The sequence below is a fragment of the Streptomyces sp. NBC_00513 genome (assembly GCF_041431415.1).
Classification (GTDB): Bacteria; Actinomycetota; Actinomycetes; order Streptomycetales; family Streptomycetaceae; genus Streptomyces.
In genome coordinates, this window is the sequence record NZ_CP107845.1 from 3,700,146 (window position 1) to 3,726,015 (window position 25,870).

Below are 25,870 nucleotides of genomic sequence, written 5' to 3' on the forward strand. Positions count from 1 at the left end.
GGCGGATCCCCCCGAGGGGCGCGGTCACGGCCCGGATGTGCCCGCCACGGTGGCGGCCAGCTTGTCGAGGCCCTTCTCGGCGGCGGCGGGGTCGGGGCTGTTCGCCGTCAGGAACGCGAAGGCGAGCAACCGTCCGGACGGGTCCACGACGGTGCCGGCGAGGGCGTTGACGCCGCTCAGCGTGCCGGTCTTCGCGCGGACCAGGCCGGCGGCCGGGGAGTTCCCGGCGTTGCGGGCGCGCAGGGTTCCGGAGAACCCGGCGACGGGCAGGCCGGTGAGGACCGACCGCAGCTCGGGTCGCTCGGGGTCGGCGGACTTGGCGAGGAGGGCGGTGAGCTGGGCGGTGGTGACCCGGTCGGCGCGGGCCAGGCCGCTGCCGTCGGCGAAGCGGGCGCCGGTGACGTCGACGCCGAGGGCGGCGAGCCGGGCGGCGACGGCCTTCTCGCCGCCTTCGAAGCTCGCGGGTTGTCCGGAGGCGATGGCGGTCTGGCGGGCCAGGGCCTCGGCGATGTCGTTGTCGCTGTTGGTCAGCATCCGTTCGACGAGGCCGCCGAGGGGGGTGGAGAGGGTGGTGGCGAGCGGCTTGGCCCCGGCGGGGGCCTTGGCTTCGGCGGGTTCGCCGGTGATCTTGATGCCGCGTTCGCCGAGGAGGGTGGCGAAGGCGCGGGCGGTGTCGCCTGTGGGGTCCTCGGTGCGGTCGACGGGTCCGGAGACGGAGTCGTCGGGGCGGCCCTCGTCGGCCATGAGGGCGGTGACGGGGGCGATGTTGTCGTTGACGCCGATGGGGTGGCGGGTGGGGCCGCTGTAGAGCGAGCCGTCGTGGCCGAGGGTGACGGTGGTCGTCCCGGCGGCCTTGAGGGCGCGGGCCGTGTCGGCGGCGAGGGCGACGAGGCTGCCGCCGGAGCCGGCCGGTGCCTTCTTCTTGGCGGTGAGGGAGGGGTCGCCGCCGCCGACGAGCACGATCTGCCCTGGTCCGGGGCCGGGGACGACGGTGGTGCGGATCCGGTGTTCGGGGCCGAGGGCGGCCAGGGCGGCGGCGGCCGTGGCGATCTTGACCGTGGAGGCGGGGGTCATGGCCTCGCGCGCGCGGGATTCGAAGAGGACCTGGCCGGTGGCGGTGTCCACCACGGCGGCCGACCGGAGGTCGCCGAGCCCGCGGTCGGCCAGCAGCGGTTCCAGGGCCTCGGGCAGTCCGGGGCCGCCCGCGGTCACCTGTCGGGGCGTCCGGCCGATCCCGGCCAGTACCCCGGGTGCGCTCGGCGCGGCCTGCGGGAGGCCGCCGGCGGCGTGATCTGCGCCACCCGTACGGCTCCAGGAGGCGGCCCTGTCCCGCTCGGCCTTACGCTGGCCGGAGTCCCACGGACCGGCGGCGGCCACCGTCGCCAGCGAGAGGGCGAGGCCGGCCGCGGCCGACCCCGCGATGAGCTGCCACGTCTTGTCCAATGGCACCTCGGACCAGCCCCTTTCGCGATCACACTTATGCGTGAGGGACACTTAACCACTGCGTCTTGCCGCGAGCATGGCACCCCACCCGGCAGGGCTGGATCGGACGCGCACGCAGGTGAGTCAACGCAGTCCCGAAGCAATGAAGCTGATCATGGAGGAGCAGGACGTGGAGTTCGACGTCACCATCGAGATCCCCAAGGGTTCGCGGAACAAGTACGAGGTGGACCACGAGACCGGCCGGATCCGTCTGGACCGTCGCCTCTTCACCTCGACCAGCTACCCGGCCGACTACGGCTTCGTCGAGAACACCCTCGGCGAGGACGGCGACCCGCTGGACGCCCTGGTCATCCTGGACGAGCCGACCTTCCCGGGTTGCCTGATCAAGTGCCGCGCGATCGGCATGTTCCGCATGACGGACGAGGCCGGCGGCGACGACAAGCTGCTGTGCGTCCCCGCCTCGGACCCGCGCGTCGAGCACCTGCGCGACATCCACCACGTGTCGGAGTTCGACCGCCTGGAGATCCAGCACTTCTTCGAGGTCTACAAGGACCTGGAGCCCGGCAAGTCCGTCGAGGGCGCCAACTGGGTGGGGCGCACCGAGGCCGAGGCCGAGATCGAGGCCTCGTACAAGCGCCTTGAGGCCCAGGGCGGCCACCACTGAGCTTCGGCTCGGTGACGGGTGGTCGGGACGTCCCGGCACCCCGATGACATCGCGGGCGGCATCCCCTTTCGGAGGGGGTGCCGCCCGCTGTCGTTCCCCCGCCCGGGCAGGGTGCGGGCGGGGTGCGGGCGGGAAAGTCGGGCAGGCGGGGTCGGGGCGCGGCTTGGCGCTTTCGCCGTGGACGGGCGCGTTCCGCATACTGATGATCAGGCCGGCGGACGGGCCGGCCGATGGACTGGAGGACGGGTGGCGGAGGGCGAGGGCGTCGGTTTCGAGGACCGGAAGCCGAAATCCGACGAGGCACGCAGTGCGTTCACGGCACCCGCCGGGATACACGCGGAGGCGCCGGAGGACGATCAGCCGACCTCGGAGTTCGCCGTTCCGGACGGTTTGGCGTCGGTGGCCGCGGAACCGGAGGGGTCGGCGTTCGCCATGCCGCACACGTACACGGCCGCGCAGTCCCCGCCGGCGTACACGCCCGGCCAGGGCTTCCCCGTGGTGCGGATGAAGGAGTCCCCCTGGCAGGACCGGATGCGCACGATGCTGCGCATGCCGGTGGACGTGCGGCCCGTGCCGGAGGCCGTGCAGCGGGTGAGCGAGTCCGGGCCCGCCGTGGGCCGCGTGCTCGACCTCACGCTGCGCATCGGCGAGCTGCTGCTTGCCGGCGGCGAGGGGGCGGAGGACGTGGAGGCGGCGATGTTCGCCGTGGCCCGCAGTTACGGCCTGGACCGCTGCGAGCCCACCGTCACGTTCACCATGTTGTCCGTGACGCACCAGCCCTCGCTGGTGGACGATCCGGTCTCGGCGAACCGGACGGTGCGCCGGCGCGGTACCGACTACAACCGGCTGGCGGCCGTCTTCCGGTTGGTGGACGACATCAGCGCCCACGAGATGGACGTCTCGTTGGAGGAGGCCTACCGCCGCCTCGCCGAGATCCGCCGCAACAGGCACCCGTACCCCGGGTGGATGCTCACCGCGTCCGCCGGGCTGCTCGCCGGGGCGGCCTCCACCCTGGTCGGCGGTGGGGTGCTGGTCTTCCTGGCCGCCGCGATCGGGGCGGTCCTGGGCGACCGGCTGGCCTGGCTGTGCGCGGGGCGCGGACTGCCGGAGTTCTACCAGTTCGTGGTCGCCGCGATGCCGCCCGCCGCGATAGGGGTGGCGCTGAAGCTGGCCGAGATCGACGTCAAGGCCTCGGCGGTGATCACCGGTGGGCTGTTCGCGCTGCTGCCGGGGCGGGCCCTGGTCGCGGCCGTGCAGGACGGTCTGACCGGCTACTACATCACGGCGTCGGCCCGACTGCTGGAGGTCATGTACCTCTTCATCGGCATCATCATGGGCGTGCTGGTCGTGCTGTACATCGGGCTCCAGCTCGACGCGCAGCCGAACCCCGACGAGGTCCTCCAGATCACCCAGCGGCCGTTGATCCAGATCGCCGCGTCGATGGTGCTGGTGTTCACGTTCGCGGTCCTGCTCCAGCAGGAACGTTCCACTGTGCTGATCGTGACGCTGAACGGCGCCGTCGCCTGGATCACCTTCGGGGCCCTGCACTACGCGGGCGAGATCCCGCCCGTGCCGTCCACGGCCATCGCGGCCGGGCTGGTCGGCCTGTTCGGGCAGCTCTTCTCCCGCTACCGCTTCGCCTCCGCCCTGCCCTACACGACGGCGGCGATCGGCCCGCTGCTGCCGGGCTCGGCCACGTACTACGGACTGCTGCTGATCGCCGAGAACCGGTTCAACGAGGGGCTCGGGTCGCTGGTGAACGCCGCGGCCATCGCCCTGGCCATCGCGATCGGCGTCAACCTCGGGTCGGAGGCCTCGCGGCTCTTCATGCGCATCCCGGGGGCCGCGAGCGCCGCCAACCGCCGGGCCGCGAAGCGCACGCGCGGGTTCTAGAACGCTCCCCCTGCGACCTCCCCTACGACGAACGCCCCGCGGACCGGAAGGGTCGGGCGGGGCGTTCGTCGTAGGGGAGGGCCGTGTGCGCGGCCCTGTGAGGCCGTGTGCGGGTCCGGGGAGGGTCCGCACGGGGTTGGCTAGCGCTTCGCGTGCCGGCCGCGCCCACCGGGGGGCTGCGGGTCGTCCTGGGCGCCGTCGCCGGGCCGGGCGGCGCTCTCGCCGGCCTTCGCCTTGTTCTTGCGGGCCTTGAGCACTTCGAAGATCACCGGGATGACGGAGATCAGCACGATGCCGATGAAGATCGTCTCGACGTTGTCCTTGATGACGTCGAACTGGCCGAGCTGATAGCCGAGGCAGGTGACGCCCGCACCCCAGGCGATGCCGCCGATGACGTTGTAGGTCAGGAAGGTGCGGTACTTCATCGCGCCGGCGCCCGCGACCATCGGCGCGAAGGTGCGGATGATCGGCACGAAGCGGGCCAGCACGATCGCCTTGGGGCCGTGCTTCTCCATGAAGTCGTGCGCGGCGTCGAGATTCTCCCGCTTGAACACCTTGCTGTTCGGGCGGTTGAAGAGCTTCGGACCGAAGTACTTGCCGATCAGGTAGCCCACCTGGTCACCGATGATCGCCGCGGCCACGATCAGGGTGCACACGAGCCACAGCGGCTGGCTGATGTCGCCGCTCGCGACGAACAGGCCCGCGGTGAAGAGCAGGGAGTCGCCGGGCAGGAACGCGAAGAGGCCGGATTCCGCGAAGACGATGACCAGGATGCCGATCAGGCCGAAATGCCCGATCAGGTACTCCGGGGACAGCCACTCAGGGCCGAGCGCAAGCGTGTACACGAGTTCCGGGATCTCCTGGATCGGGGGGTGTGTGCGGGGACACGAGGCAGGACGGGTGGTTCCAATTATGAACGCACACGGTCCCCGCCAGGTTCCAGGTACCTGCGGGGACCGGGCGGGGAACTTCTGCCCGTGCCCCGGCTACGCCTTCCGGATGGCGTTGGCGGTGATCGCGTCCCGCAGGTGCTCGGCGAGACCCGCCCGCATCGAGTCGTAGAACTCCTTGAACCGCTCGTCGGAGACGTACATGTCGCCGAGACAGGTGTGGAGCTCGTACCCGCAGTCGTAGAACCACGTGCCGATGTGCTGCCGGTGCTCCTCGGCCATGTCCATGGCGCGCTCGCCGTCGGCCGGCTCGCCGGCGTCCATCAGGGCCGAGTAGCGGACGCCCCAGTCCGCCACCTGGTCCTGCATCAGCTTCCAGTCGTCCTTCGTGTAGCCGGCGGCCCGGCGCCGCGACTCCGCGTAGGTCTCGGTGTCCCCCCAGCGCTCGCGCGCCTCCTGCTCGTACCGCTCGGGATCCTTGTCCCCGAACACCTCGAACCGTTCCTCGGGCGTGAGGTCGATGCCCATCTTCTTCGCCTCCATGGCGTGCTCGACGGCCTTGGCCATCTGCTGGAGCCGGGCGATCCGGTCGGTCAGGAGGGCGTGCTGGCGGCGCAGGTGCTCCCTCGGGTCCGATTCCGGATCGTCCAGCAATACGGCGACCTCGTCGAGCGGGAAGCCGAGCTCCCGGTAGAACAGGATGCGCTGCAACCGGTCGAGGTCGGCGTCGTCGTACCGCCGGTGCCCCGCGTGGTTGCGGCCGCTCGGGGAGAGCAGCCCGATCTCGTCGTAGTGGTGCAGGGTGCGCACCGTGACTCCGGCGAACCCGGCGACCTGGCCCACGGAATGGCCCATCGTTCCCGCTCCTCTGGTCGAGTACGCCCCTCACTGTGGTCCCTCACGCGGCGTGAGGTGCAAGCCCGCGCGCCGCGTCAGCCGCGGTCGCGGGTCTCGCCGCTCTCCATGGCCACCAGCTCGAAGGCGGTCCTGCCGTCCAGGGACTCGCGGACGATGTCGGCGTGGCCCGCGTGCCGGGCGTGCTCCTCCACGAGGTGCATCAGCAACCAGCGCATCGAGACCCGACCCTCCTTGGGGAACCAGGGCGCCTCGGGCAGCGGGAAGGTGTCGTCCAGGCTCGGCACCGCACGGACGAACTCCTCCAGTTCGGCGGCGACGCCGTCCCAGAAGGCCGACATCGCGGCGACGGACTCGCCCTCGACGAGGCGGAAACCGTCGCCCCAGGTCTGCTCGGTGCGCTGCTTCTCGTTCGGCTTCCGCTGGGCCATCCGCAGCCAGTTCAGTTCCGTCTCCGCGACGTGCTTGAGCAGCCCCGACAGGGACAGCTCGCTCGCGCTGGGACGGCTCGCGGCCTGTTCCTCGGTCAGACCGAGGAGGGAGCGGCGCAGGGCGCCGCGCTGGGCCTCCACGAAGGAGAGCAGCGCGCCGCGCTCGTCGCCGTGGGCCTCTGCGGGGACGTGGGTGACCATGGAACCGACCGCCTTCGTTTCGTGCGCTTCTGCTGACGAGAGACACGTTACGAAGGGTTGCGGACAGCTTCTGTCCGCGATGGGTCGGCGTCGGGCACCGGTTCCTCCCGATGCCCGCGCGGGTGCCGTGCCGCCTAGCGGGCTTCCGGCTTGATCGCCGGTAGCTCCGTGCGGGGCTTGGGCAGGAGGGCCTTGGACAGGTCCTGCTTGCCGGCGTCGTCGAGGCCGTACATGGCCTCGTAGATGTTGCGGACCGCCGGGCCCGAGGCCCCGGAGCCGGTGCCGCCCTGCGAGATCGTCATCACGATCGAGTAGTCGGCGGTGTACGAGGCGAACCACGAGGTCGTCTGCTTGCCCTGGACCTCGGCGGTACCGGTCTTCGCGTGCATCGGGATCTGCTTCTGCGGCCAGCCGCCGAAGCGCCAGGCGGCGCTGCCGTCGGTGACCACGGAGGCCAGGGCCTGGTCGATGTTGTCCCGGAGCTTCCCGTCCATGGGGAGGCGGCCCAGTTCCTTGGGCGCGATCTCCCGGGCCGAGGTGCCGTCGGGGCTGATGACGGCCTTGCCGACGGCGGGCTGGTGCAGGGTCCCGCCGTTGGCGATGGCCGCGTAGACGGAGGCCATCTGGAGCGGGGTGACGAGGGTGTCGCCCTGACCGATGGAGTAGTTGATCGCGTCGCCCTCGCGGAGCTGGTTGCCCTGGCGGCAGTTCTCGTAGGCGATCCGCTCGCCGTAGGTGCCGTCCTTCTTGCCGTCCCGGCACCAGGCGGCCTTGCTCGCCTCGAAGAAGTCCTTCTTCCACTGCCGGTCGGGGACCCGGCCGGGCACCTCGCTGGGCAGGTCGATGCCGGTGCGCTTGCCCAGGCCGAACTCGTGGGCCGTCTTGAAGAACCAGTCCTCGGGGTTCTTCTTGGGCTTGATGCCGCCGTCCTTCTTCCACTCGCGGTCCGCGATGCCGTAGTAGACGGTGTCGCAGGAGACTTCGAGGGCCTTGCCGATGGTGATGTCCCCGTAGCCCTGGGACTCGAAGTTGGTGAAGGTCTGGTTGCCCACCGAGTAGGAGCTGGGGCAGGGGTAGCGGCCGTTGAACGGGTAGCCGGCGTTCACGGCGGCCGTGGAGGTGACCACCTTGAAGATGGAGCCGGGGGCGGCCTGGCCCTGGATGGCCCGGTTCAGCAGCGGGTAGTTGGAGCCCTTCTCGGTGAGGGCCTTGTAGTCCTTGGCCGAGATCCCGCCGACCCAGGCGTTGGGGTCGTAGGTCGGGTTGGAGGCCATCGCGACGATCCGGCCGGTCTTGGACTCCATGACGACGACGGCGCCGGAGTCGGCCTCGTAGTTGCGGTGCGTGTTCTTGTCGTAGCCCTTGCGGGCCTCGATCATCGCGCCGTTCAGTTCCCGCTCCGCGACGGCCTGCACCCGCGAGTCGATCGAGGTGACGACGTTCGATCCGGGCTGCGGCTTCACGCTCTCGGCCTGACCGATGACCCGGCCGAGGTTGTCCACCTCGTAGTGGGTCACGCCGGCCTTGCCGCGCAGGTCCTTGTCGTACGTGCGCTCCAGGCCGGAGCGGCCCACCTGGTCGGAGCGCAGGTAGGGGGAGTCCGAGTTCTTGGCCTTGGTGATCTCCTCGTCGGTGACCGGCGAGAGGTAGCCCAGCACCTGTGAGGTGTTGGCCTGGTCGGGGGCGGCGTAGCGGCGCAGGGCGGTGGGTTCGGCGGTGATGCCGGGGAACTGCTCGGCGTGCTCGCGTATCTCCAGGACCTGCTCGGTGGTCGCCTCGTCGGTGATGGGGATCGGCTGGTACGGGGAACCGTTCCAGCAGGGCTTGGGGGTCTTGGCGTCGCACAGTCGGACGCTGTCGGTGACCTCGGCGGCGTCGAGGCCGAGGACCCCGGCGAGACGGGTCAGGACGTCCTTGCCGCGGTCCTTCATCTTCGACAGGTCGGTGCGGCTGGCGGAGACCACCATGCGGGTCTCGTTGTCGGCCAGCGGGACCCCTCGGGAGTCGAGGATGGAACCGCGCACGGCGGGCTGGACCACCTGCTGGGTGTGGTTGTTCTTCGCCTCGTCCGTGTATTCCTGGCCGTTGCGGATCTGGAGGTACCAGAGGCGCCCGCCGAGCGTCAGCAGCAGCGAGAAGACCACTATCTGGATGATCACGAGGCGGTTCTGGACCCGCTGGGTCCGCCCGGTCTCCGGAATGTTGGTCAACTCGGCTCTCCCCGGGACGTGCGCGCCTGCAGCTTGCCCGGCCGAGTCTAAGAGGAGCCCCGCCTAGAACGGGAACTGCGTCCGTCCGTGCTGCACCGAGATCCACTTCTGGGTGGTGAAGGCCTCCACCGTGGCCTCGCCGTTCAGCCGGCCCAGACCCGAGGCCTTCTCGCCGCCGAAGGCCGCCAGCGGCTCGTCGCCGATGGTGGAGTCGTTGACGTGGATCATCCCGGTCTCGATCCGCTGCGCGAAGCGGACCCCGCGTTCCACGTCGCGCGTGTGCACCGCTCCGCTGAGCCCGTACGGGGTCGCGTTCGTGAGCCGGACCGCTTCGTCCTCGCCGTCGAAGACCATCAGCAGCGCGACCGGGCCGAAGATCTCCTGGGCCGGCAGCGGGGAGTCCTCGGGGAGGCCGGCCAGCACGGTCGGTTCGACGAGGTTGCCGCGCGTAGACCCTCGTACGAGCGCCTGCGCGCCGGACTCGACGGCGCGGTCCACGAGCGCGGTGAGGGCGTCGGCCTGGAAGGAGTTGATCAGCGGGCCGATGTGGGTGTCGGCCTCGCGCGGGTCACCGGTCTTCAGGCCGCGCACCCGCGCGGTGAACTTCGCGGTGAACTCCTCGGCGACCGAGGCGTCGACGAGGATGCGGTTGGCGGCCATGCAGACCTGGCCCTGGTACACGAACCGGCTGAAGACGGCCGCGTCCACCGCGTAGTCGAGATCGGCGTCGTCGAGGACGACCAGCGCGCTGTTGCCGCTGAGTTCCAGGACGGTCCGCTTGAAGTGGCGGGCGGCGACCGCGCCGACGTGGCGTCCGACCCGGTCCGAGCCGGCGAAGGAGATCACCTTCGGGACGGGGTGGGTGAGGATCGCGTCGCCTATCTCGGCGATGTCGGTGACCAGGACGTTGAGGAGGCCGGCCGGGAGGCCCGCGTCCTCGAAGATCTTGGCGATGACCCCGCCGCCGATCACGGGCGCGTTCTGGTTCGGCTTGATCAGGACGGCGTTGCCGAGGGCCAGGGCCGGGGCGACGGACTTGAGCGTGACCAGGAAGGGGAAGTTGAAGGGGCTGATGACCGCGACGACGCCGACGGGGAGCCGCTGGACGCGGTTCTCCTTGCCCGCGACCAGGGAGGGCAGCACGCGGCCCTCGGGGCGGACGGCGAGTTGGATCGCCTCGCGGATGAACTCCATCGCGAGGTCGACCTCGTACTCGGCCTTGGGACGCGTCCCGCCGAGCTCGTCGATCATCGCCTCGACGATTTCCTTGCGGCGCTCCTCGGTGATCCGCAGGGCCCGCTCCAGGACGGCGCGTCTCGCGTAGGGGCTGGTGGTGGCCCATTCCTTCTGGGCGCGCTCGGCGGCGCGGTAGGCCTGGTCCACCTGCTCGACGGTGGCCACGGTGATGGCCGCGAGCTTCTCCCCGTTGTACGGGTTGACGTCGATGATGTCCCACGAACCGGTGCCGGCCAGCCATTCGCCGTCGATGTACTGGTGAGCCAGGTCGTCGAATATGGACATGCCATCCCTTACTGCGAGCGCGCACCCGTGCGCTGCACCGGAGACCGATCGGTCATCGCCATGCACTGATCAGACGTCATAGTACGTGCGGATCAAGACAGTTGGAGCAGTCCGCGCAGGAGATCGCGGGTCCGGTCCGCGTCGGGGCAGTCCTCCTGGAGCCGCTCCATGGCCCGCGTGTACTGACCCACTTCCTCTTCTTTGTCCAGGTAGAGGGCACTGGTGAGCTGTTCCAGATACACGATGTCCTGGAGATCGGACTCCGGGAATCGCAGCAGGGTGAAGGCTCCGCTCTCGCCCGCGTGCCCGCCGAAGGAGAAGGGCATGACCTGAAGTTGCACGTTGGGCCGCTGCGAGACCTCGATGAGGTGTTCCAACTGCCCGCGCATCACGTCGCGGTCGCCGTAGGGGCGGCGCAACGCGGCCTCGTCGAGGACGGCGTGGAAGACCGGGGCGCTCTCCGACACGAGGACCTTCTGACGCTCCAGGCGCAGGGCGACGCGGCGGTCGATCTCGCCGGCCGTGGCTCCGGGCATGCCGCGCTTGACGACGGCGTGCGCGTAGGCCTCGGTCTGTAGCAGTCCGTGGACGAACTGGACCTCGTAGATGCGGATGAGCGAGGCGGCGCCCTCCAGTCCGACGTACGTCTGGAACCACCCCGGCAGCACGTCGCCGTAGCTGTGCCACCAACCCGCGGCGTTGGCCTCGCGGACCAGTCCCAGGAGGGACTCCCGCTCCGCGCCGTCGGTCACTCCGTAGAGCGTCAGGAGGTCTTCGACGTCTCTTGCCTTGAAGCTCACCCTTCCCAACTCCAAGCGGCTGATCTTCGATTCGGATGCGCGGATCGAGTAGCCGGCCGCCTCACGGGTGATGCCGCGGGATTCTCGGAGTCGCCTGAGTTGTGAGCCCAGGAGGATGCGGCGCACCACGGAACCGCCGGCGTCTGCGGTCACTAGTCCTGCCCTCCCCATCGCAATGGTGTGCGCGTGGTCTGCGCGGTGTGTCGCGTCCCGGGGCCCCCGAACCCCAGGGCCCGCAGTCTGCCACCAAAACGCTATGACCCGTACTCGTTCTGTAACGGAATCCGGCGTCCCGGAAAAGAAGTCCGTAAGTATGCGTAGGAAGAAATGAGCAAGAACCGTCACGGGAGGGGACAGGTCCGGCGCGTGCACGTGCATCTGCCCTTGCATCCGGCTTCGGCATTCGGAACGATGGTCCCGCGCACCTGCGTTCTTCTTCGCGCAGGAGCCGGACCGACCCACCCCGCAGTTCTTTCTGGACGACAGCCGCCGCTCCGTCCGCGAATCCCGGGAGTGCCTCGCATGGGGACGAATGGATCGACCATGCTCGAGCCGTTACGGCAGGGGCTGCCCCCGGTCGACCCCACGGCTGTCTCCGGGTCCGCCTCCTGTGCCCTGCCCGCCCGCTTCGAGGCCGTGCGCGGGGCCCGTTCGTTCACCCGGTCGACGCTGTCCCAGTGGGGCCTCGACGACCGGTTCGACGATGTCTCCCTCGTCGTCTCCGAGCTCGTCACCAACGCGCTGCGCCATGCCCTGCCCGACGAGGACAGGGCGGGACGCCCGGGTTCGGACGTGCCGGAGCCGCCGGTTCGGCTGCACCTGATGCGCTGGAGCACCCGATTGGTGTGCGCCGTGCGGGACCCCAGCGAGGACCGGCCGGGCGGGGCGTTCTCGCCGGAGCGGACCGAGGAGAACTTCGACCTGGAGTCCGGGCGTGGGCTGTTCCTGGTGGACTCGTACAGCGACAGCTGGGGTTGGCACCCGCTCGCCGGGCGCCTGACGGGCAAGGTCGTCTGGGCGCTCTTCATGCTCCAGGACTGACCCGCGCTCAGCCGCGTTCGCTCGCGTTCGCCGGCGGGGCGATTCGGCGCATGAACGGCAACCGGCCGGGATTGATCCTTTCGATCAGTCCCGGCCAGTGCACGTGCATGGCTTGATCATTGCGCTGTTCCGATCAGGCGATCAGGTGGTCGAACTCGCCGTCCTTGACGCCCAGGAGCAGCGCCTCTATCTCCGCCGGCGTGTAGACCAGAGCCGGACCGTCCGGGAATCGCGAATTGCGCATGGCGACATCGCCGCCCGGCAGTCTCGCGAACTCGACACAGGAACCTTGCGAGTTGCTGTGTCTGCTCTTCTGCCAGGTCAGCCCGTACAAGGAAGCGAGTTCTGCAGCTGCCATCCCGTTGTACGCGTGGTCCACAGGAAGCCCCCGATAGTGCAGATGTCAACTGCACCGGATCATAGCTGTGTTCATAAGCAGCTGCATGGGCAGATGCACGTGCACGGAGGGTGCTGTGGTCGTCACCGGACCCCCCGTCACTTTCGTCACGGGAGCGACCCTCGAATTCGCCGTGGGAGCGCCCCCCGCATTCTCCCGGGAGGGACCGGCGCATTCGCGCGGGGGGCCTCCCTCCGGCCGTCGGTGACCGGGAAGGCAACGGCGGTGGGCCCGCGTCGGTGCACGGGGAGGCGGGCGCGGTGGACCCGCGCCCTCAGGTCCGCAGCGCCTCGGACACCTCGTCCAGCGCCTCCAGGAGCTGCACACCGGCCGCGCGCAGAACACCCGGGTCCCGGGCGCCCCACACCGGCGCACCCTCCTCCGACACGAGCGCGCGCACGCGCTCCCAGCCCGGCACACCCCGCTCCCGTACCGCCTTCGCCCCCGCCTCGCTGTCGGCACGCACCGCCTCGGCCAGGGCCGCCGCACCGGGCACCGGCGCCTGGGAGCGGTCCGGCAGGTGGGCCTCCAACAGCATCGCGTTGCGCCCGAAGGCGGCCACCGCCTCGCCCGCGCCGTCGGCCGCCGCACGGGACAGGCCGCGGTGGCGCACCGGTTCCCCGGCCGCCCGGTCCACGGCGTCCTGCCAGTCGATCCGGGCGTCCCGGGCGGCCAGCAGGGCGGTGCGCACGTCGGCCCGCCGGGCGTCGGCCGGGGCCGCGTAGTGCCCGAGCACGGCCGCCGCGTACCGTCCGTCGGCCGCGATCCAGTCGGCGAGGCGGGTCCGCAGCCTCGGGGTCTCCCAGGCCGGGTAGAGGGCGTAGGCGAGCATCGCGAGGAGTCCGCCGACCAGGGTGAGCGCGACCCGGTCGGGCACGGTCTGGTCCCAGCGGACACCGCCCATGCCGAGCAGGAACACGACGTACGCGGAGACGCAGACCTGCGAGACGGCGTAGCCGGTGCGCATCAGGACGTACATGAGGCCCGCGCTGACCACCGCGAGGAACCCGGACAGGTACATCCCCGGCTGCGCGAGCTGCACGATGCCGGTGGCGACGGCGACCCCGACGAGGGTTCCGGTGAAGCGGGCCACGGCCCGCGCGTACGTCTGGCTGAAGTCCGGCCGCATGATCATGACGGAGGCCATCGGAGCCCAGTAGCCGTGCCCGAACGGCAGGACCTGCCCGATGAGGTAGCCCGCGCAGGCCACGACGGTGACGCGCACGGCGTGCCGCAGGATCGGCGAGTCCGGGTGCAGTTCGGCCCGTACGGACCTCAGGACCGTCGGCACCAGCGCGGTGAGGGTCGGCCGCAGCATCGACTCGTCGGGGGCGACGAGCCGGCCGGAGCGGGGCTCGGCGGTCTCCAGCACGTCGTCCAGCAGCGCGGCGAGCCGGCGCGCGGCCCGCTGCGGCGCGCCGGTGAGGAGGTCCGCCGTGTCGGGGGACTTCAGCACGGCCAGGGCCGGCGCGGGCAGGCGTACCGGGTCCCCGTGCCGGATCGCCCGCGCGGCGGCGTCCAGCACCGTGCCGGCGGCGTCCAGCAGTTCCCGTACCCGGTCCCGCGCCGGGCCCTCGGCCGGCGCCCCGACGGCCGGGTCGGCGAGGGAGGCCAGGACGGGCCGGACCCGTTCGGCGAGCCCCCGCGCCCCGTGCAGTTCGGCGGGCCGGCGGCGGGCCTGACGCGCGGTCACGGTGGCGGCGTCCCGGGCCCGCATCAGGGGTTGCGGGTCGAAGGCGCAGACGGGGTCGTGGCGCAGCCGGCGGGCGTAGTCGGCCTCGGCGGCGAGGGCGTCGGCCAGGGCGTCGCGCTGGGCGCCCCAGCGACGGATCGGGAACAGCACGATCAGCAGGGCCTGCACCACCCCGCCGGCGGCGATCATCGCGGCGTGCCCGGCGGCCTGCGCGACGGAGGTCGGCAGGGTCACGGTGACGAGCATGACCGCGACGTTGCCGGAGGCGATGATCCCGGCGGTGGGACCGGCCGCCCAGAGCAGGCCCGCCGCGAAGGTCCAGACGGCGAGCAGGGCGAGGAACAGGCCCGTGTGCGAGGAGCCGATGAGGTAACCGACGAAGGTGGAGACGGCCAGGGTCAGCCCGGAGGCGAGGGCGAGGACGGGGCGGGGGCGCCAGCTCTTCTGGAAGGTGGCGATGGCGGCCATGAAGGCGCCGAAGGCGGAGCTGGCGGCCGCTCCTGGCCCCAGGAAGGCGAGCCCGAAGCCGATCACGATCGCGAGGCCGATGGCTGCGCGAAGGGCGACGAGCGGTTCGAGGCGGGTGCGTTCGACCTTCATGCCGGTCCGGGCGGTGTGCTTCAGCGCCCGGAGCCAGCTCATGGGGTCGAGCCTAGAGCCCTTTCAGGACTTCTTCAGATTTGTACAGGTATGGCACATGGCTGTTCCATAAGGCGGATCATCACAACCGGCACGACCCTCACGACCGTCACACTCCTCACGACCCTCACACTCCTCACGACCGCCACGACCCTCACGACCCTCACGACCGCGATCGTCCGAAAGGTGGGTACTTCATGCTCCGCAACGCCCTTGAGCCCTGGCACCTGATCGTGCTGCTCGTCGTCTGCCTGCTGGTGTTCGGATCGAAGAAGCTGCCCGACATGGCCCGCTCGCTGGGCCGGTCCATGCGGATCCTGAAGTCGGAGACGCGGGCATTGCGCGCGGAGGACTCCCCCGCGCCGGGCCCGACGCCCCCGACGGGGCACTGAGGCGGGGCGGCTGGGCGGGGCTGGGGGGTGTCAGGGCGAAACGGGCAGGGCGGCGAGGCTCACCCCCGCAGGGAGCGGCGCTCGCCGCCGCCCACTCTTGCCCGGTCGGCGGCCGCCGTGCCGTCCTCCCATCCCGCCAGGTCGGTGGCACCGCGCAGCCGGGTCGTGGTCGTACGGGGGAACATCTCCTCGGCCCGGGAGGTGACCGCCACGTCGCGGGCCACCAGGGCGGGCAGGTTGTCGGGGGCCTCGGAGGCGGTGTGCTCGGCCGTCTCTGCCAGCCGCTGACCCAGCCGGCTCGCGTACGCCAACAGGAACGACTGCCGGAACGTCTTGGTTCGCTTGCGTCCGCCGGAGCGCTGCGCCGCCTCCGCCCGGGTCATCGCCGCCGTCCCCTGCACCAGCAGCGAGGTGTAGAGCAGTTCCACCGCCTCCAGGTCGCTCTCGAAGCCGACCACCGTGGAGAACTCGAAGCCGCTGTTCCACACCGCCCGACAGCGGTTCGCGGTGGAGACCGCGTCCAGCAGTACCGCCTTGGCCTCCTCGTACGGGGGTTCCACCCCGATCCGGCAGGCGCCGGGCCGCCGGTCCGGTCCGGCGCCGCGCGCGGCCAGCAGGGCCTCGTCCACCGTGTGCCGGGCCATCAGCTCCTGGGCCTTCGCGCTGAGCGCCTCGGCCTCCTCGGGAAAGTTCGTCGCCTCGGCCTTCGCCAGCAGCGCGCGGATCCGCCCCAGCATGCGGGGCTCGATGTGGGTGTGCTCCAGGGCGTCCGCCGGGTCGCCGGGAAGCGGCCCGACGGGCTCGATGGAGGGCAGTCGGATCAGCAGCCGGAACACCTCCAGGACGGAGGTCGCCAGGGAGAACCGGTCCGTCCGCTCCCGCGCCGCGAGGGCGTCTCCGTACCCGGTGTCGTCCCCCCACCACACCTCGGCGTCGGTCCACCGCTCGGGCAGGCGCGCGTACCGCCGCGCCTCGGCGGCGACCAGGTCCTCCGTGATCCGCACGTGCGTCTCGTCGAGGTCCCGGCGCACCAGTCGCACCACGTCGGCCGGCCGCCAGCCCCGCTCCCAGGCCTGCCGTACGTACCCCTCCCCGCGTGCCAGCAGCTCCCGCGCGGCCCCGCTCCAGCGGGCCGTGTCGGCGGCGAGCAGCGAGGCTCCGGTGTCCAGGCCACTGTCGCCTTCGGCGTACAGGGCGGCTTCGCAGGCACGGTCGACGATGTCTCTCACCGCTCCAGCTTGGCACGGCCCACCGGGGCCACCGCCGCGCAGGTCGGACAGGGGTGCGGGACCCCTGTCACACCCCGGTGGGACACTCGCGGACATGACCGACCGCACCCCCCGCTGGGCCCTCGCCGAGGACGGAGACGGCTGGTGGCACGCCGCCCCCATCGCGCCCGGCGGCGGTGGCGATGGCGGTGGTGGCGGTGGCGGTGGTGGCGGGGCCCTGACGGCCGGGGCGTCGGCGGTGCGCGCGCGGCAGGTCGCCGAGGCCGTACGGGCGGCGCCGGACGGCACCCGGTGGGTATGGCGGTCCACCGCCGCCGTGTATCCGCGCCTGCTCGCCGCCGGGGTCCGCATCGAGCGGTGCTACGACATCGAGAACGCCGAACTGCTGCTGCTCCGCCACGAGGGCCGCTTCGGCGAGCCCCGCTCGGCCGCCGCCGCCTGGGCCCGGCTGGAGGGCAGGCCCGTTCCGCCGGATCCCCCGCAGCGGGCCGCCGAACCCGGTGCCCAGGACTCCCTCTTCGACCCGCAGCCCGCCCCGGTCCCGCTGGACGCCCTGCTCGCCGTCCACGCCGACCAGGTGGAACGGCACGACGCCACCGCCCACCCCGACCGGATGCGGCTGCTCACCACGGCCGAGTCGGCCGCGTTCCTGGTGGCCGCCGAGATGCACCGCTCCGGGCTTCCCTGGCGGGCCGACACGCACCGCGCCCTGCTCACCGAGCTGCTCGGCGAGCGGTACGCGGGCAGCGGGCAGCCCCGCCGACTCGCCGAGCTGGCCGACGAGGTGTCGGCCGCGTTCGGTCGCCGGGTGCGCCCCGATCTGCCCGCCGACGTCATCAAGGCCTTCGCCGAGACCGGGATCAAGCTCAAGTCCACCCGCCGCTGGGAAATCCAGGAACTGGACCACCCGGCCGTGAAACCGCTGGTCGAGTTCAAGAAGCTGTACCGGATCCACACCGCCCACGGCTGGTCCTGGCTCGCGGACTGGGTCCACGACGGCCGTTTCCGCCCCGAGTTCATCCCCGGAGGCACCCTGACCGGCCGCTGGGTCACCAACGGCGGCGGAGCCCTGCAGATCCCCAAGGTGATCCGGCGTGCCGTCGTCGCGGACCCCGGCTGGCGGCTCGTCGTCGCGGACGCCGACCAGATGGAGCCCCGGGTGCTGGCCGCGATCTCCCGCGACCCGGCGTTCATGGAAGTCGCGGGCCGTCCCGAGGACCTCTACACGGCCATCTCCCGGCAGGGCTTCTCCGGGGACCGGGACATGGCCAAACTGGCCGTCCTCGGCGCGGTGTACGGGCAGACCTCGGGCGACGGCCTCAAGAACCTGGCCGCCCTCCGGCGCCGCTTCCCCCGGGCCGTGGCGTACGTGGACGACGCCGCCCGGGCCGGAGAGGAGGGGCGGCTCGTACGGACCTGGCTCGGCCGGACCTGCCCGCCTCCGGTCTCCGTCGCCGACACGGACCCGGACGGCGAGGCAGGCATGCCGCAGGACCGGGACGACGGCTGGACCCCGAGCTACGCCTCCACCAACACCCGCGCGCGCGGCCGGTTCACCCGGAACTTCGTCGTCCAGGGCAGTGCGGCGGATTGGGCGCTGCTGCTGCTCGCGGCGCTGCGGCAGTCCATCGCCGCCGCCGGAATGCGGGCCGAGCTGGTGTTCTTCCAGCACGACGAGGTCATCGTGCACTGCCCGGCGGAGGAGGCCGAGGCCGTCGCGGAGGCCATCCGCGCGGCCGGTGACCGGGCCGGGCGGATCGCCTTCGGCGACACGCCGGTCCGGTTCCCGTTCACCACGGCGGTCGTGGAGTGCTACGCCGACGCGAAGTGAGCGCCCCACGGCGATGTTTCACGTGAAACACGGCCGGCACGACGGGCGTTCGGGGCGTTGGCCGTTCGGCCCTTGGCGCTCGGGAGCGGGGGCGGGGCGGAAGCGGGTCAGTCGAGGCCGTGGAAGTAGACGTGGAACGCGTCGCGTTCGAACCCTTCCGACTCGTACAGCCCCTGGGCGATGTGGTTGCCGTAGGCGGTCTCCAGCTGTACGCCTGCGACCCCGGCCTCGGCCGCGCGGCGCAGGACCTCGCGCAGCAGCGCCCGGCCCGCGCCGGTACGCCGGCCGGCCGGGGCGACGTACAAGTCGTAGAGGATCCAGATCGGCCGCATGGAGAGCGAGGAGAAGGTGCGGTACACCTGGGCGAAGCCGACCGTTCCGATCTCCGGGACATCGGCGAGCAGGACGAGCGACTCGTCCTTGCGGATGCGTTCGGCGAGGAAGGCGCGCGGCTGGTCGGGGTCCTCGACGGTCACCTCGTAGAAGTCCAGATAACCGCGGAACAACTCGGCGGCGATCGGGACGTCCGCCTCGCCCGCGACGCGCAGGACGACCCCGGCGCCTTCCTGCGGGGACCGGGTGGCGTGCTCCGCCGGCTGACCGTGCATGTCTGTTCTCCCTCGTCCGTTCCTCGCGGACGACCCTAGTCCGCGGGCGGCACACCCCACACGCGGTCGGAGCGGCGGAGATCAACCCGCGCCCCACCGGCCTCTGTACCGGCGCCCGGCGCTCCAACGGACCATGCGTACACGGCACGGCAGGCGTTGGGCACGCCACTCGCGCCCACGCAGCAGAAAGGGGGCCGCATGACCACGCGAAAGAAACCCACCGAGCAGAACGCTCCCCTCCGCTCCCGCGAGGGATGCTCACGCACGGGATCGCGGTTCCCAGCCGCCGCATGCGCCGCCCGCCCCCGGAAAAAGCAAAAGCCCCAGGTCACGGCGAGTGAGTCCTGAGGCTTCTACAGAGCCGCCTTCGGGATTCGAACCCGAGACCTACGCATTACGAGTGCGTTGCTCTGGCCAACTGAGCTAAGGCGGCACCGCTGGGAGACGAGAATTCCCCCGAAGGGACGCTCTCATCAGCAGCGGCGCCAAGTCTACAGGGTTAAACCGGGTGCCCTGAACCGGGTTGTCCGGGGCTCAGAAAACACCCACAAACCCGGCTGAAATGGTCACCCGCAGAAGGTCGATGTGCCGTGCGCGGGCCCGTCAGCACTTGGTGCCGTCCTTCGGCGCCTTGCCCTCCAGCAGGTACGTGTTGATCGCCGTGTCGATGCAGTCGCTGCCGCGTCCGTACGCCGTGTGCCCGTCGCCGTCGTACGTCAGGAGCGTGCCCGAGTCGAGCTGCCCCGCCAGGGACTGCGCCCACTTGTACGGGGTCGCCGGGTCCCTGGTGGTGCCCACCACCACGATCGGTGCGGCGCCCTTGGCTTCCAGCGCCCGCGCCGACCCGGTCGCCTTGACCGGCCAGTACGTGCAGTTCAGCGAGGCCCAGGCCAGCCCCGCGCCGAAGACCGGGGAGGCCTTCTCGAAGGAGGGCAGCGCCGCCTGGACCGCCTCCGGACCGGAGAAGGCAGGTGGCTGGTCGAGGCAGTTCACGGCGGCGTTGGCGAACATCAGGTTCGCGTACGTGCCGTCCGCCTCGCGCTCGTAGTAGCTGTCGGCGAGCGCCAGCAGGCCGGCCCCGTCGCCGTTCATCGCGGAGGTGAGCGCCTCGCGCAGTTGCGGCCACGCGCTCTCGTCGTACAGCGCGGCGATCACCCCGGTCGTCGCCAGTGACTCCCCGAGGGGGCGGGCCGGGTCTCCCGAGGGCACGGGTTGGGCGTCCAGCTTGCGGAAGAACTCGTTCAGCCGCTGCGCCACCGCGTCCGGGTCGCCCGAGCCGAGCGGGCACTCCGGCTGCTTCGCGCAGTCCTTGGCGAAGGACCGGAAGGCCGTCTCGAACCCGGCCGTCTGGTCCCGGTTGAGTTCGAGCGCGGGCCTGGACGGGTCCATGGCCCCGTCCAGGACCAGCCGGCCGACCCGGCCCGGGAAGAGGTCCGCGTACGTGGCCCCCAGGAACGTGCCGTACGAGGCCCCGACGTACGACAGCTTCTCGTCGCCCAGCGCCGCTCTGAGGATGTCCATGTCGCGTGCGGCGTCGACGGTGGAGACGTGCGGCAGGACCCGCTGCGAGCGCGTCTTGCAGCCCGCCGCGAACTTCTTGAACGCCGCCACCAGCAGGGCCTGCTCGGCCTTGTCGTCCGGCGTCTGGTCCACCTGGGTGAACCGGTCCATCTCCGGTCCGGACAGGCACTCGACGGGGCTGCTGCGCTCCACCCCGCGCGGGTCGAAGGACACCATGTCGTACCGGGCCCGCACGGCCGCCGGGTAGCCGATGCCCGCGTACGCCTGGAGGTACCCGATGCCCGACCCGCCGGGCCCGCCCGGATTGACGACGAGCGAACCGAGCCGCTTGCCCGGGCCGGTGGCCACGCGGCGGGCCACCGCGATGTCGATGGACTGCGCCGAACCGGGGGTGCCGGGGTTCGCGTAGTCCAGCGGTGCCTTCATGGTGGAGCACTGGAAACCGGGGACACCACAGTCGCGCCAGCTCAGCTTCTGCCCGTAGTACGGACGCAGCGCGGCCGGGACGGCCCCCGGCGCGGCCGTGCCGGCCGTGGATTTCGGCGTGTTCCCGGACGAGGACGCGGAGGCGCGGGTTCCCCCGGAACCCTCCGAAGTGCACCCGGCAAGCAGCAGCCCGGCGGCTGCGATCACGGTTCCGGTGGTGCGCAGCAGGCGACTGGTGTCCATGCGGCGAGCCTAAGGCCTGCCGGAGCACCCGGCCGGGCCCGCCGGTCCGGGCCGACCGACCGCCGCGCCGGGCACGGGCCACCGCCCGGCGCGGGCCGGGAGAGTCCCGGCGGCCGCGCAGGAACGCTCGTACGGGTGAACAGGTCAACGGACGGCGGACGGCGAACGGCGGTCGGCCAACACCCGCCGGCGCCGTCCGGCCTCGGGGGTCAGCCCGCGCGCAGCGCCATCGTCATGGCCTCGACGGCGAGCAGCGGGGCCACGTTCCGGTCGAGGGCCTCCCGGCAGCCGATGATCGCCTCGATGCGCCGCAGCGTGCGCTCCGGGCCCGAGTCCCGGGCGATCCGGTCCAGGTCGGCCCGTATCTCCTCATTGGCGATGGCGAGGCCCGAGCCGAGTTGGAGGGCCAGCACGTCCCGGTAGAAGCCGGTGAGGTCGGTGAGCGCCAAGTCGAGGCTGTCGCGCTGGGTACGGGTGCGGCGGCGCTTCTGCCGGTCCTCCAACTCCTTCATGACGCCCGCGGTCCCCCTCGGCATCCTGCTGCCCGCGCCCGCTCCGGCCCCGAGCGCGGCCCGCAGTTCCTCGGTCTCCTTGGTGTCGACCTCTTCGGCGAGGTACTTGGCGTCCTCGGCGGCGGCGTCGACGAGCTCCTGGGCGGCCTTGAGGCAGTCGCCCACGTCGTTCACCCGGAGCGGCAGTCTGAGCACGGCGTTGCGCCGTGATCGGGCGGCTTCGTCGGTGGCCAGTCGGCGGGCCCGGCCGATGTGGCCCTGCGTCGCACGGGCGGCCGCGGCGGCGAGGGCGGGCTCGATGCCGTCACGGCGCATCAGCACCTCGGCGACGGCGGCCACGGGTGGAGTGCGCAGGGTCAGGTGCCGGCAGCGGGAGCGGATGGTGGGCAGCACGTCCTCCAGGGAGGGCGCGCACAGCAGCCACACCGTCCGCGGGGCCGGTTCCTCCACGGCCTTGAGCAGGACGTTGCCGGCGCCTTCGGTGAGCCGGTCGGCGTCCTCCAGGACGATGACCTGCCAACGCCCGACGGCCGGCGACAACTGGGCCCGGCGGACCAGGGCCCGGGTCTCCTTCACACCGATGGAGAGGAGATCGGTACGGACGATCTCCACATCGGCGTGTGTCCCGATCACCGTGGTGTGGCAGCCGTCGCAGAAGCCGCAGCCCGGTTCCCCGCCGAGGGCGCGGTCGGGGCTGGTGCACTGGAGGGCCGCCGCGAAGGCGCGGGCCGCGGTGGCCCGCCCCGATCCCGGCGGGCCGGTGAACAGCCAGGCGTGGGTCATCCTGGACCCGGCGGGCAGCGGTGTCCCGTCCGACGTGGCCGTGACCTGCGCGTCGGCGTCACGGGCGGCGGCGGCGAGTTGCGTCTGCACGCGCTCCTGACCCACCAGGTCGTCCCATACGGGCATCCCGCCCACCACCTTTCACTGTCCGTGCGTACCTGTGCACATTCTGACGGACGGCACTGACACCGACGGCGCCCGCACCGCCCGCACCGCCCGCACCGCCAGCGTCTCGCGCACCGTCAGCGCTGTCAGCGCCCACTCAGGCCGGGGGCCGAGGGCCGAGGGCCGCTCAGCGGCGGCGACCCCGGCGGTCCTCGTCGTCCTCGTCGTCCTTGCGCGAGCCCAGCAGTTCGTCCGCCAGGGTCGGCAGGTCGTCCATCGGGGTCGCCTCGGCCCAGTCCGACGGCGCCCGACGCGGCCGCCCCTCGTCGTCGACGACGGGAAGCTCGCGGGTCACGTCGTCCTCGCGGTCCGGGTTCGCGCCCCGCCCGCGGTGCCCCGACTCCCGGAAGATGTCCGAGGGCACCCGGTCGGCGGGGTTCTCCTGGGGTCGGCGGGCCGTCGGCCGGGAGGCGGACGGGGTCTGACCGGAGGACGCCGACGCCGATCGAGCGGGACCATCGGCCGGGCCCGCGTCACGGACCGGCGGCAGCACCGAGGTCTCCGCGGCCGGGTCGACCTTCGGCACGGGCACCGTCTGGGTGACGTCGTCGGGCTGCACGAACCGCTTGACCACAGGGGTCTCCACCGTGATGGCGTCGTTCGGGTGCGGGTCCTTGCGCATCCCGACCTTCGGCGCGGGCGCCTCCGCCGGGGCGTCGGCGGGTGCGGGTGCCGGGGCGGGCGGCGGAGCGGCGGCGGCCTGGGCAGCCGCCCGAGCCGCCGAGGCGGCGGCCGAGGCCTCCGCCAACCGGCGTGCCTCCTCGGCCCTGAGCAGGGCTTCCTCGGCACGGCGCTGCTTCTCCAGCCGCCGGTCCTCGGCCTCGGCGCGCAGCCTGGCCTCCTCCTCCGCCTGGGCGCGCAGCCGCTCGGCCTCCGCCGCGCGGGCCTTCTCCTCGGCTTCCGCGCGCAGTCGCTCGATCTCGGCCCGGGCCCGGGCTTCCTCGGCGACGCGCTGCCGCTCCTCTTCCGCCTTGCGGACGGCCTCGGCCTCGGCGAGCCGCCGGGCCTCCGCCGCCTCCGCCTCGGCCTTGACGCGGGCCTCCTCGGCCTCGCGAGCCTTGCGGGCCTCCGTCTCGACGCGCAACCGCTCTTCCTCGGCCTTGCGCGCCGCCTCTTCCTCCGCCTTGCGCTTCGCCTCGGCCTCGGCGAGCCGTCGGGCTTCGAGCTGCGCGGCGATCTCCTGCTCGGAGAGCGGCAGCATCCGGTCCAGGCGGTGCCGGACGACGGTGGTCACCGAGCCCGGGTCCTGGCCCGCGTCCACCACCAGGTAGCGCCCGGGGTCGGCCGCGGCCAGCGTCAGGAACCCGGAGCGCACGCGCCGGTGGAACTCCGCGGGCTCCGACTCCAGCCGGTCCGGCGCCTCGGTGAATCGCTCCCGGGCCGTCTCCGGCGACACGTCGAGCAGCACGGTCAGGTTCGGTACGAGTCCCCCCGTGGCCCAGCGGGAGATCCGGGCGATCTCGGTCGGGGACAGGTCGCGGCCGGCGCCCTGGTAGGCCACCGAGGAGTCGATGTAGCGGTCGGAGATGACCACGGCGCCCCGCTCCAGGGCGGGCCGGACCACGGTGTCCACGTGCTCGGCACGGTCGGCGGCGTACAGGAGCGCCTCCGCGCGGTTCGACAGCCCGGCCGAGGACACGTCCAGCAGGATCGAGCGCAGCCGCTTGCCGACCGGGGTGGCTCCCGGCTCGCGCGTGACGACGACCTCGTGGCCCTTGCCCCGTATCCAGTCGGCCAGCGCCTCCACCTGGGTGGACTTGCCGGCGCCGTCACCGCCTTCCAGGGCGATGAAGAAGCCGGTGGCGGAGGCGGCCTGGAGCGGTTCCCCACCGCGCAGTGCCTCGCGCAGGTCGCGGCGCAGCGGTACTCCGCTGCGGTCGTCCGCCTTGGTCAGCACCACCACGGCGACGGGCAGCAGCAGGGCGCCGACCAGCATCAGGGTGAAGGCCGCGCCGCCGTGCGAGAAGACGACCTCGCCGCCGGTCAGCCGGTGCGGACCGATCGCGGCGGCCAGCAGCGGGGCGGCCACCGCCCCGACGGCCACGGCCACCCGCACGACGGCCTGGAGGTGCTCGGTGACCCGGGCCCGACGGAACTCCTCGGTCTCCTGGTCCAGCAGGGTGTGCGCGGTATGGGCGGCGGTACCGGCGGACGTGCCCGCGAGCAGGGCCAGGAACAGCCCGGTCGCCATGTCCGGGACCAGCCCGACGAGCAGCAGCGCGAGCCCGGTCACCGCTATGGCGAGGGCGAGCAGCCTGCGCCGCGACAGGGCGGGAAGGATCTTGCCGGCCTGGGTCGCGCGGATGCCGAGGCCGGTGCCACCGACCAGCGCCAGGACCAGCAGGGCGTACGAAGCGGGTCCGCCGCCCAGGTCGAAGCCGTGCAGTACGGATACGGAGGCGGCGGAGGCCACCGCTCCGGCGACGGCGGCGGAGGCCAGGACGAGCAGCGGGACGGCGCCCGTACGGCCCTTGTCGGGACGGTCGCCTGCCTTGGGGGCGCGCAGTCCCTCCAGCGGGGAGCGCGGGCGCGGGGTCTTCGTGCCGGGCAGCACCAGGGGGAGCAGCAGCGACACGGAAGCGGCGAACAGACCGGCGGCCACGTAGGACCCCAGGGCGGCCTGGTTCGCGGCGAACCATTCCACGCCGAGGCCGAGCGCACGGCCGACCAGCGTCGAGGCGAGCAGTGCGGCGGCCGCGACGGGCAGCGCCGCGAAGGCGGTGCGCAGGGTCAGGCGCCGCAGCGTGTCGAGGTGGTCCGGGAGCGGCCGTACGGTCGCCCCCTCCGGCGGCGGCGGGGGCAGCAGGGCCGGAGCCGCGCTGTCCTTGGCCAGCGTCCACAGTCGTTCGGCGGCCCCGGACACGAAGACGGTGGCCAGGAGCGCGGTCATGGCGTGCGCCGGGATCCAGTCCAGCCAGAGCGGGGCGACGACGAACAGTGCGATCCGCACCCCGTCGGCGCCGACCATCGTCCAGCGGCGGTCGAGCTTGCCCCCGGGGGCGGTCAGCTTGGCGAGCGGCCCGAGGAGCACGGCCCCGAAGAGCACGGTGGCCACGACCCGGACCCCGAACACGGCCGCGACGGCCAGGGCCGCTCCGCGGTATCCGTCCCCGAAGGTTCCCTCGGAGACCGCCGCCTGAAAGGCGAGCAACACCAGGACCAACAGGGCGAGGGCATCGCCGATGCCGCTCACCAACTGGGCACTCCACAAACGCCGCAGTCTGGGGGTGCGCAGCAGGGCACGCACCGCACGCTCGCGGGAGTCCGCGGCCAGGGCTTCGTCGTAGGTGGTGTTCTCGTCGGCGGTCTCGGTGTCGGTCACGACCGTCGGCTGCTCGGCTCGCGTCATCCGCCCAGCCTATCCGCTGTGCTTCGTGGCTGCGGAGGCCTGTGGACAACCCCGGGTGTGACCCCGCGCCCACCCCTCCACCCGGCCCCGCGCCCACCTCTCCGGGAGAACCCGAAGGGCCCCCTCGCAGCAT

The 25,870-nt window shown here is 72.2% G+C and carries 18 protein-coding genes, 1 tRNA gene and 1 pseudogene; 5 read left to right on the forward strand and 15 right to left on the reverse strand.

Annotation, left to right across the window (positions count from 1 at the left end; all coding sequences use genetic code 11):
* Positions 1 to 24: 24 nt before the first annotated feature.
* The gene (gene dacB / locus OHA84_RS17070; protein WP_266970968.1) at positions 25 to 1,449 is read right to left on the reverse strand and encodes a D-alanyl-D-alanine carboxypeptidase/D-alanyl-D-alanine-endopeptidase; all 1,425 of its coding nucleotides are present in this window, start codon (positions 1,447 to 1,449) and stop codon (positions 25 to 27) included.
* A 163-nt stretch (positions 1,450 to 1,612) separates the two neighbouring features.
* On the opposite strand from dacB, the gene OHA84_RS17075 reads away from it, so the two are divergent.
* Together OHA84_RS17075 and OHA84_RS17080 are read left to right on the forward strand one after the other, a co-directional pair.
* Positions 1,613 to 2,107 carry an inorganic diphosphatase gene (locus tag OHA84_RS17075; protein WP_008742522.1) on the forward strand — a complete coding sequence of 165 codons (495 nt, stop codon included), beginning with the start codon at positions 1,613 to 1,615 and terminating at the stop codon, positions 2,105 to 2,107.
* A gap of 246 nt (positions 2,108 to 2,353) precedes the next feature.
* Complete coding sequence (locus OHA84_RS17080) at positions 2,354 to 4,000, forward strand: threonine/serine exporter ThrE family protein (protein WP_266970966.1); 1,647 nt, start codon at positions 2,354 to 2,356, stop codon at positions 3,998 to 4,000.
* Between the two features lie 140 nt (positions 4,001 to 4,140).
* On the opposite strand, the gene OHA84_RS17085 is transcribed toward OHA84_RS17080, so the two are convergent.
* The 6 genes and pseudogenes from OHA84_RS17085 to OHA84_RS17110 all read right to left on the reverse strand — a co-directional run bounded on the left by OHA84_RS17085 (position 4,141) and on the right by OHA84_RS17110 (position 11,079).
* On the reverse strand, positions 4,141 to 4,845 hold the full coding sequence (locus OHA84_RS17085; protein WP_053678481.1) for a VTT domain-containing protein: 705 nt from the start codon (positions 4,843 to 4,845) through the stop codon (positions 4,141 to 4,143).
* Positions 4,846 to 4,986: 141 nt separating this feature from the next.
* The gene (locus OHA84_RS17090) at positions 4,987 to 5,745 is read right to left on the reverse strand and encodes a MerR family transcriptional regulator (RefSeq protein WP_053678483.1); all 759 of its coding nucleotides are present in this window, start codon (positions 5,743 to 5,745) and stop codon (positions 4,987 to 4,989) included.
* Positions 5,746 to 5,822: 77 nt separating this feature from the next.
* The gene (locus OHA84_RS17095; protein WP_053678485.1) at positions 5,823 to 6,377 is read right to left on the reverse strand and encodes a DinB family protein; all 555 of its coding nucleotides are present in this window, start codon (positions 6,375 to 6,377) and stop codon (positions 5,823 to 5,825) included.
* 143 nt (positions 6,378 to 6,520) lie between these two features.
* Positions 6,521 to 8,587: pseudogene (mrdA, locus tag OHA84_RS17100) on the reverse strand (penicillin-binding protein 2); the annotation flags it as partial.
* A 63-nt stretch (positions 8,588 to 8,650) separates the two neighbouring features.
* Positions 8,651 to 10,108, reverse strand: coding sequence for an aldehyde dehydrogenase family protein (locus OHA84_RS17105; protein WP_053678487.1), 1,458 nt, complete (start codon positions 10,106 to 10,108; stop codon positions 8,651 to 8,653).
* A 92-nt stretch (positions 10,109 to 10,200) separates the two neighbouring features.
* On the reverse strand, positions 10,201 to 11,079 hold the full coding sequence (locus OHA84_RS17110) for a helix-turn-helix transcriptional regulator (protein ID WP_053678488.1): 879 nt from the start codon (positions 11,077 to 11,079) through the stop codon (positions 10,201 to 10,203).
* 351 nt (positions 11,080 to 11,430) lie between these two features.
* On the opposite strand from OHA84_RS17110, the gene OHA84_RS17115 reads away from it, so the two are divergent.
* Positions 11,431 to 11,949 (forward strand): ATP-binding protein, encoded by a 519-nt coding sequence (locus OHA84_RS17115; protein ID WP_078998889.1) that lies wholly within the window; start codon positions 11,431 to 11,433, stop codon positions 11,947 to 11,949.
* 133 nt (positions 11,950 to 12,082) lie between these two features.
* Here the strand turns inward: OHA84_RS17115 and OHA84_RS17120 are convergent, their stop codons facing one another.
* Together OHA84_RS17120 and OHA84_RS17125 are read right to left on the reverse strand one after the other, a co-directional pair.
* Positions 12,083 to 12,328 (reverse strand): DUF397 domain-containing protein, encoded by a 246-nt coding sequence (locus OHA84_RS17120; protein WP_053678492.1) that lies wholly within the window; start codon positions 12,326 to 12,328, stop codon positions 12,083 to 12,085.
* Positions 12,329 to 12,620: 292 nt separating this feature from the next.
* On the reverse strand, positions 12,621 to 14,681 hold the full coding sequence (locus OHA84_RS17125) for an FUSC family protein (RefSeq protein ID WP_053678494.1): 2,061 nt from the start codon (positions 14,679 to 14,681) through the stop codon (positions 12,621 to 12,623).
* Positions 14,682 to 14,875: 194 nt separating this feature from the next.
* On the opposite strand from OHA84_RS17125, the gene tatA reads away from it, so the two are divergent.
* Positions 14,876 to 15,070: a Sec-independent protein translocase subunit TatA gene (gene tatA / locus OHA84_RS17130; protein ID WP_053678496.1), complete on the forward strand. Its 195-nt coding sequence runs from the start codon at positions 14,876 to 14,878 to the stop codon at positions 15,068 to 15,070.
* Positions 15,071 to 15,129: 59 nt separating this feature from the next.
* Here the strand turns inward: tatA and OHA84_RS17135 are convergent, their stop codons facing one another.
* Positions 15,130 to 16,299 carry a DUF2786 domain-containing protein gene (locus OHA84_RS17135; RefSeq protein WP_266970961.1) on the reverse strand — a complete coding sequence of 390 codons (1,170 nt, stop codon included), beginning with the start codon at positions 16,297 to 16,299 and terminating at the stop codon, positions 15,130 to 15,132.
* Between the two features lie 94 nt (positions 16,300 to 16,393).
* Here OHA84_RS17135 and OHA84_RS17140 point away from each other — a divergent pair, with 94 nt between their 5' ends.
* Complete coding sequence (locus OHA84_RS17140; RefSeq protein WP_266970959.1) at positions 16,394 to 18,130, forward strand: bifunctional 3'-5' exonuclease/DNA polymerase; 1,737 nt, start codon at positions 16,394 to 16,396, stop codon at positions 18,128 to 18,130.
* A 107-nt stretch (positions 18,131 to 18,237) separates the two neighbouring features.
* On the opposite strand, the gene OHA84_RS17145 is transcribed toward OHA84_RS17140, so the two are convergent.
* The 5 genes from OHA84_RS17145 to tmk form a co-directional block, all read right to left on the reverse strand.
* On the reverse strand, positions 18,238 to 18,738 hold the full coding sequence (locus tag OHA84_RS17145) for a GNAT family N-acetyltransferase (protein WP_266970957.1): 501 nt from the start codon (positions 18,736 to 18,738) through the stop codon (positions 18,238 to 18,240).
* Between the two features lie 359 nt (positions 18,739 to 19,097).
* Positions 19,098 to 19,171 (reverse strand) — tRNA-Thr (locus tag OHA84_RS17150).
* Positions 19,172 to 19,341: 170 nt separating this feature from the next.
* Entirely contained in the window at positions 19,342 to 20,928 is a 1,587-nt protein-coding gene (locus tag OHA84_RS17155; RefSeq protein ID WP_053676882.1) for an alpha/beta hydrolase, read from the reverse strand.
* Between the two features lie 209 nt (positions 20,929 to 21,137).
* Positions 21,138 to 22,349: a DNA polymerase III subunit delta' gene (locus OHA84_RS17160; protein ID WP_053676969.1), complete on the reverse strand. Its 1,212-nt coding sequence runs from the start codon at positions 22,347 to 22,349 to the stop codon at positions 21,138 to 21,140.
* A gap of 166 nt (positions 22,350 to 22,515) precedes the next feature.
* On the reverse strand, positions 22,516 to 25,737 hold the full coding sequence (tmk, locus tag OHA84_RS17165) for a dTMP kinase (protein WP_266970954.1): 3,222 nt from the start codon (positions 25,735 to 25,737) through the stop codon (positions 22,516 to 22,518).
* Between the last annotated feature and the right edge of the window lie 133 nt (positions 25,738 to 25,870).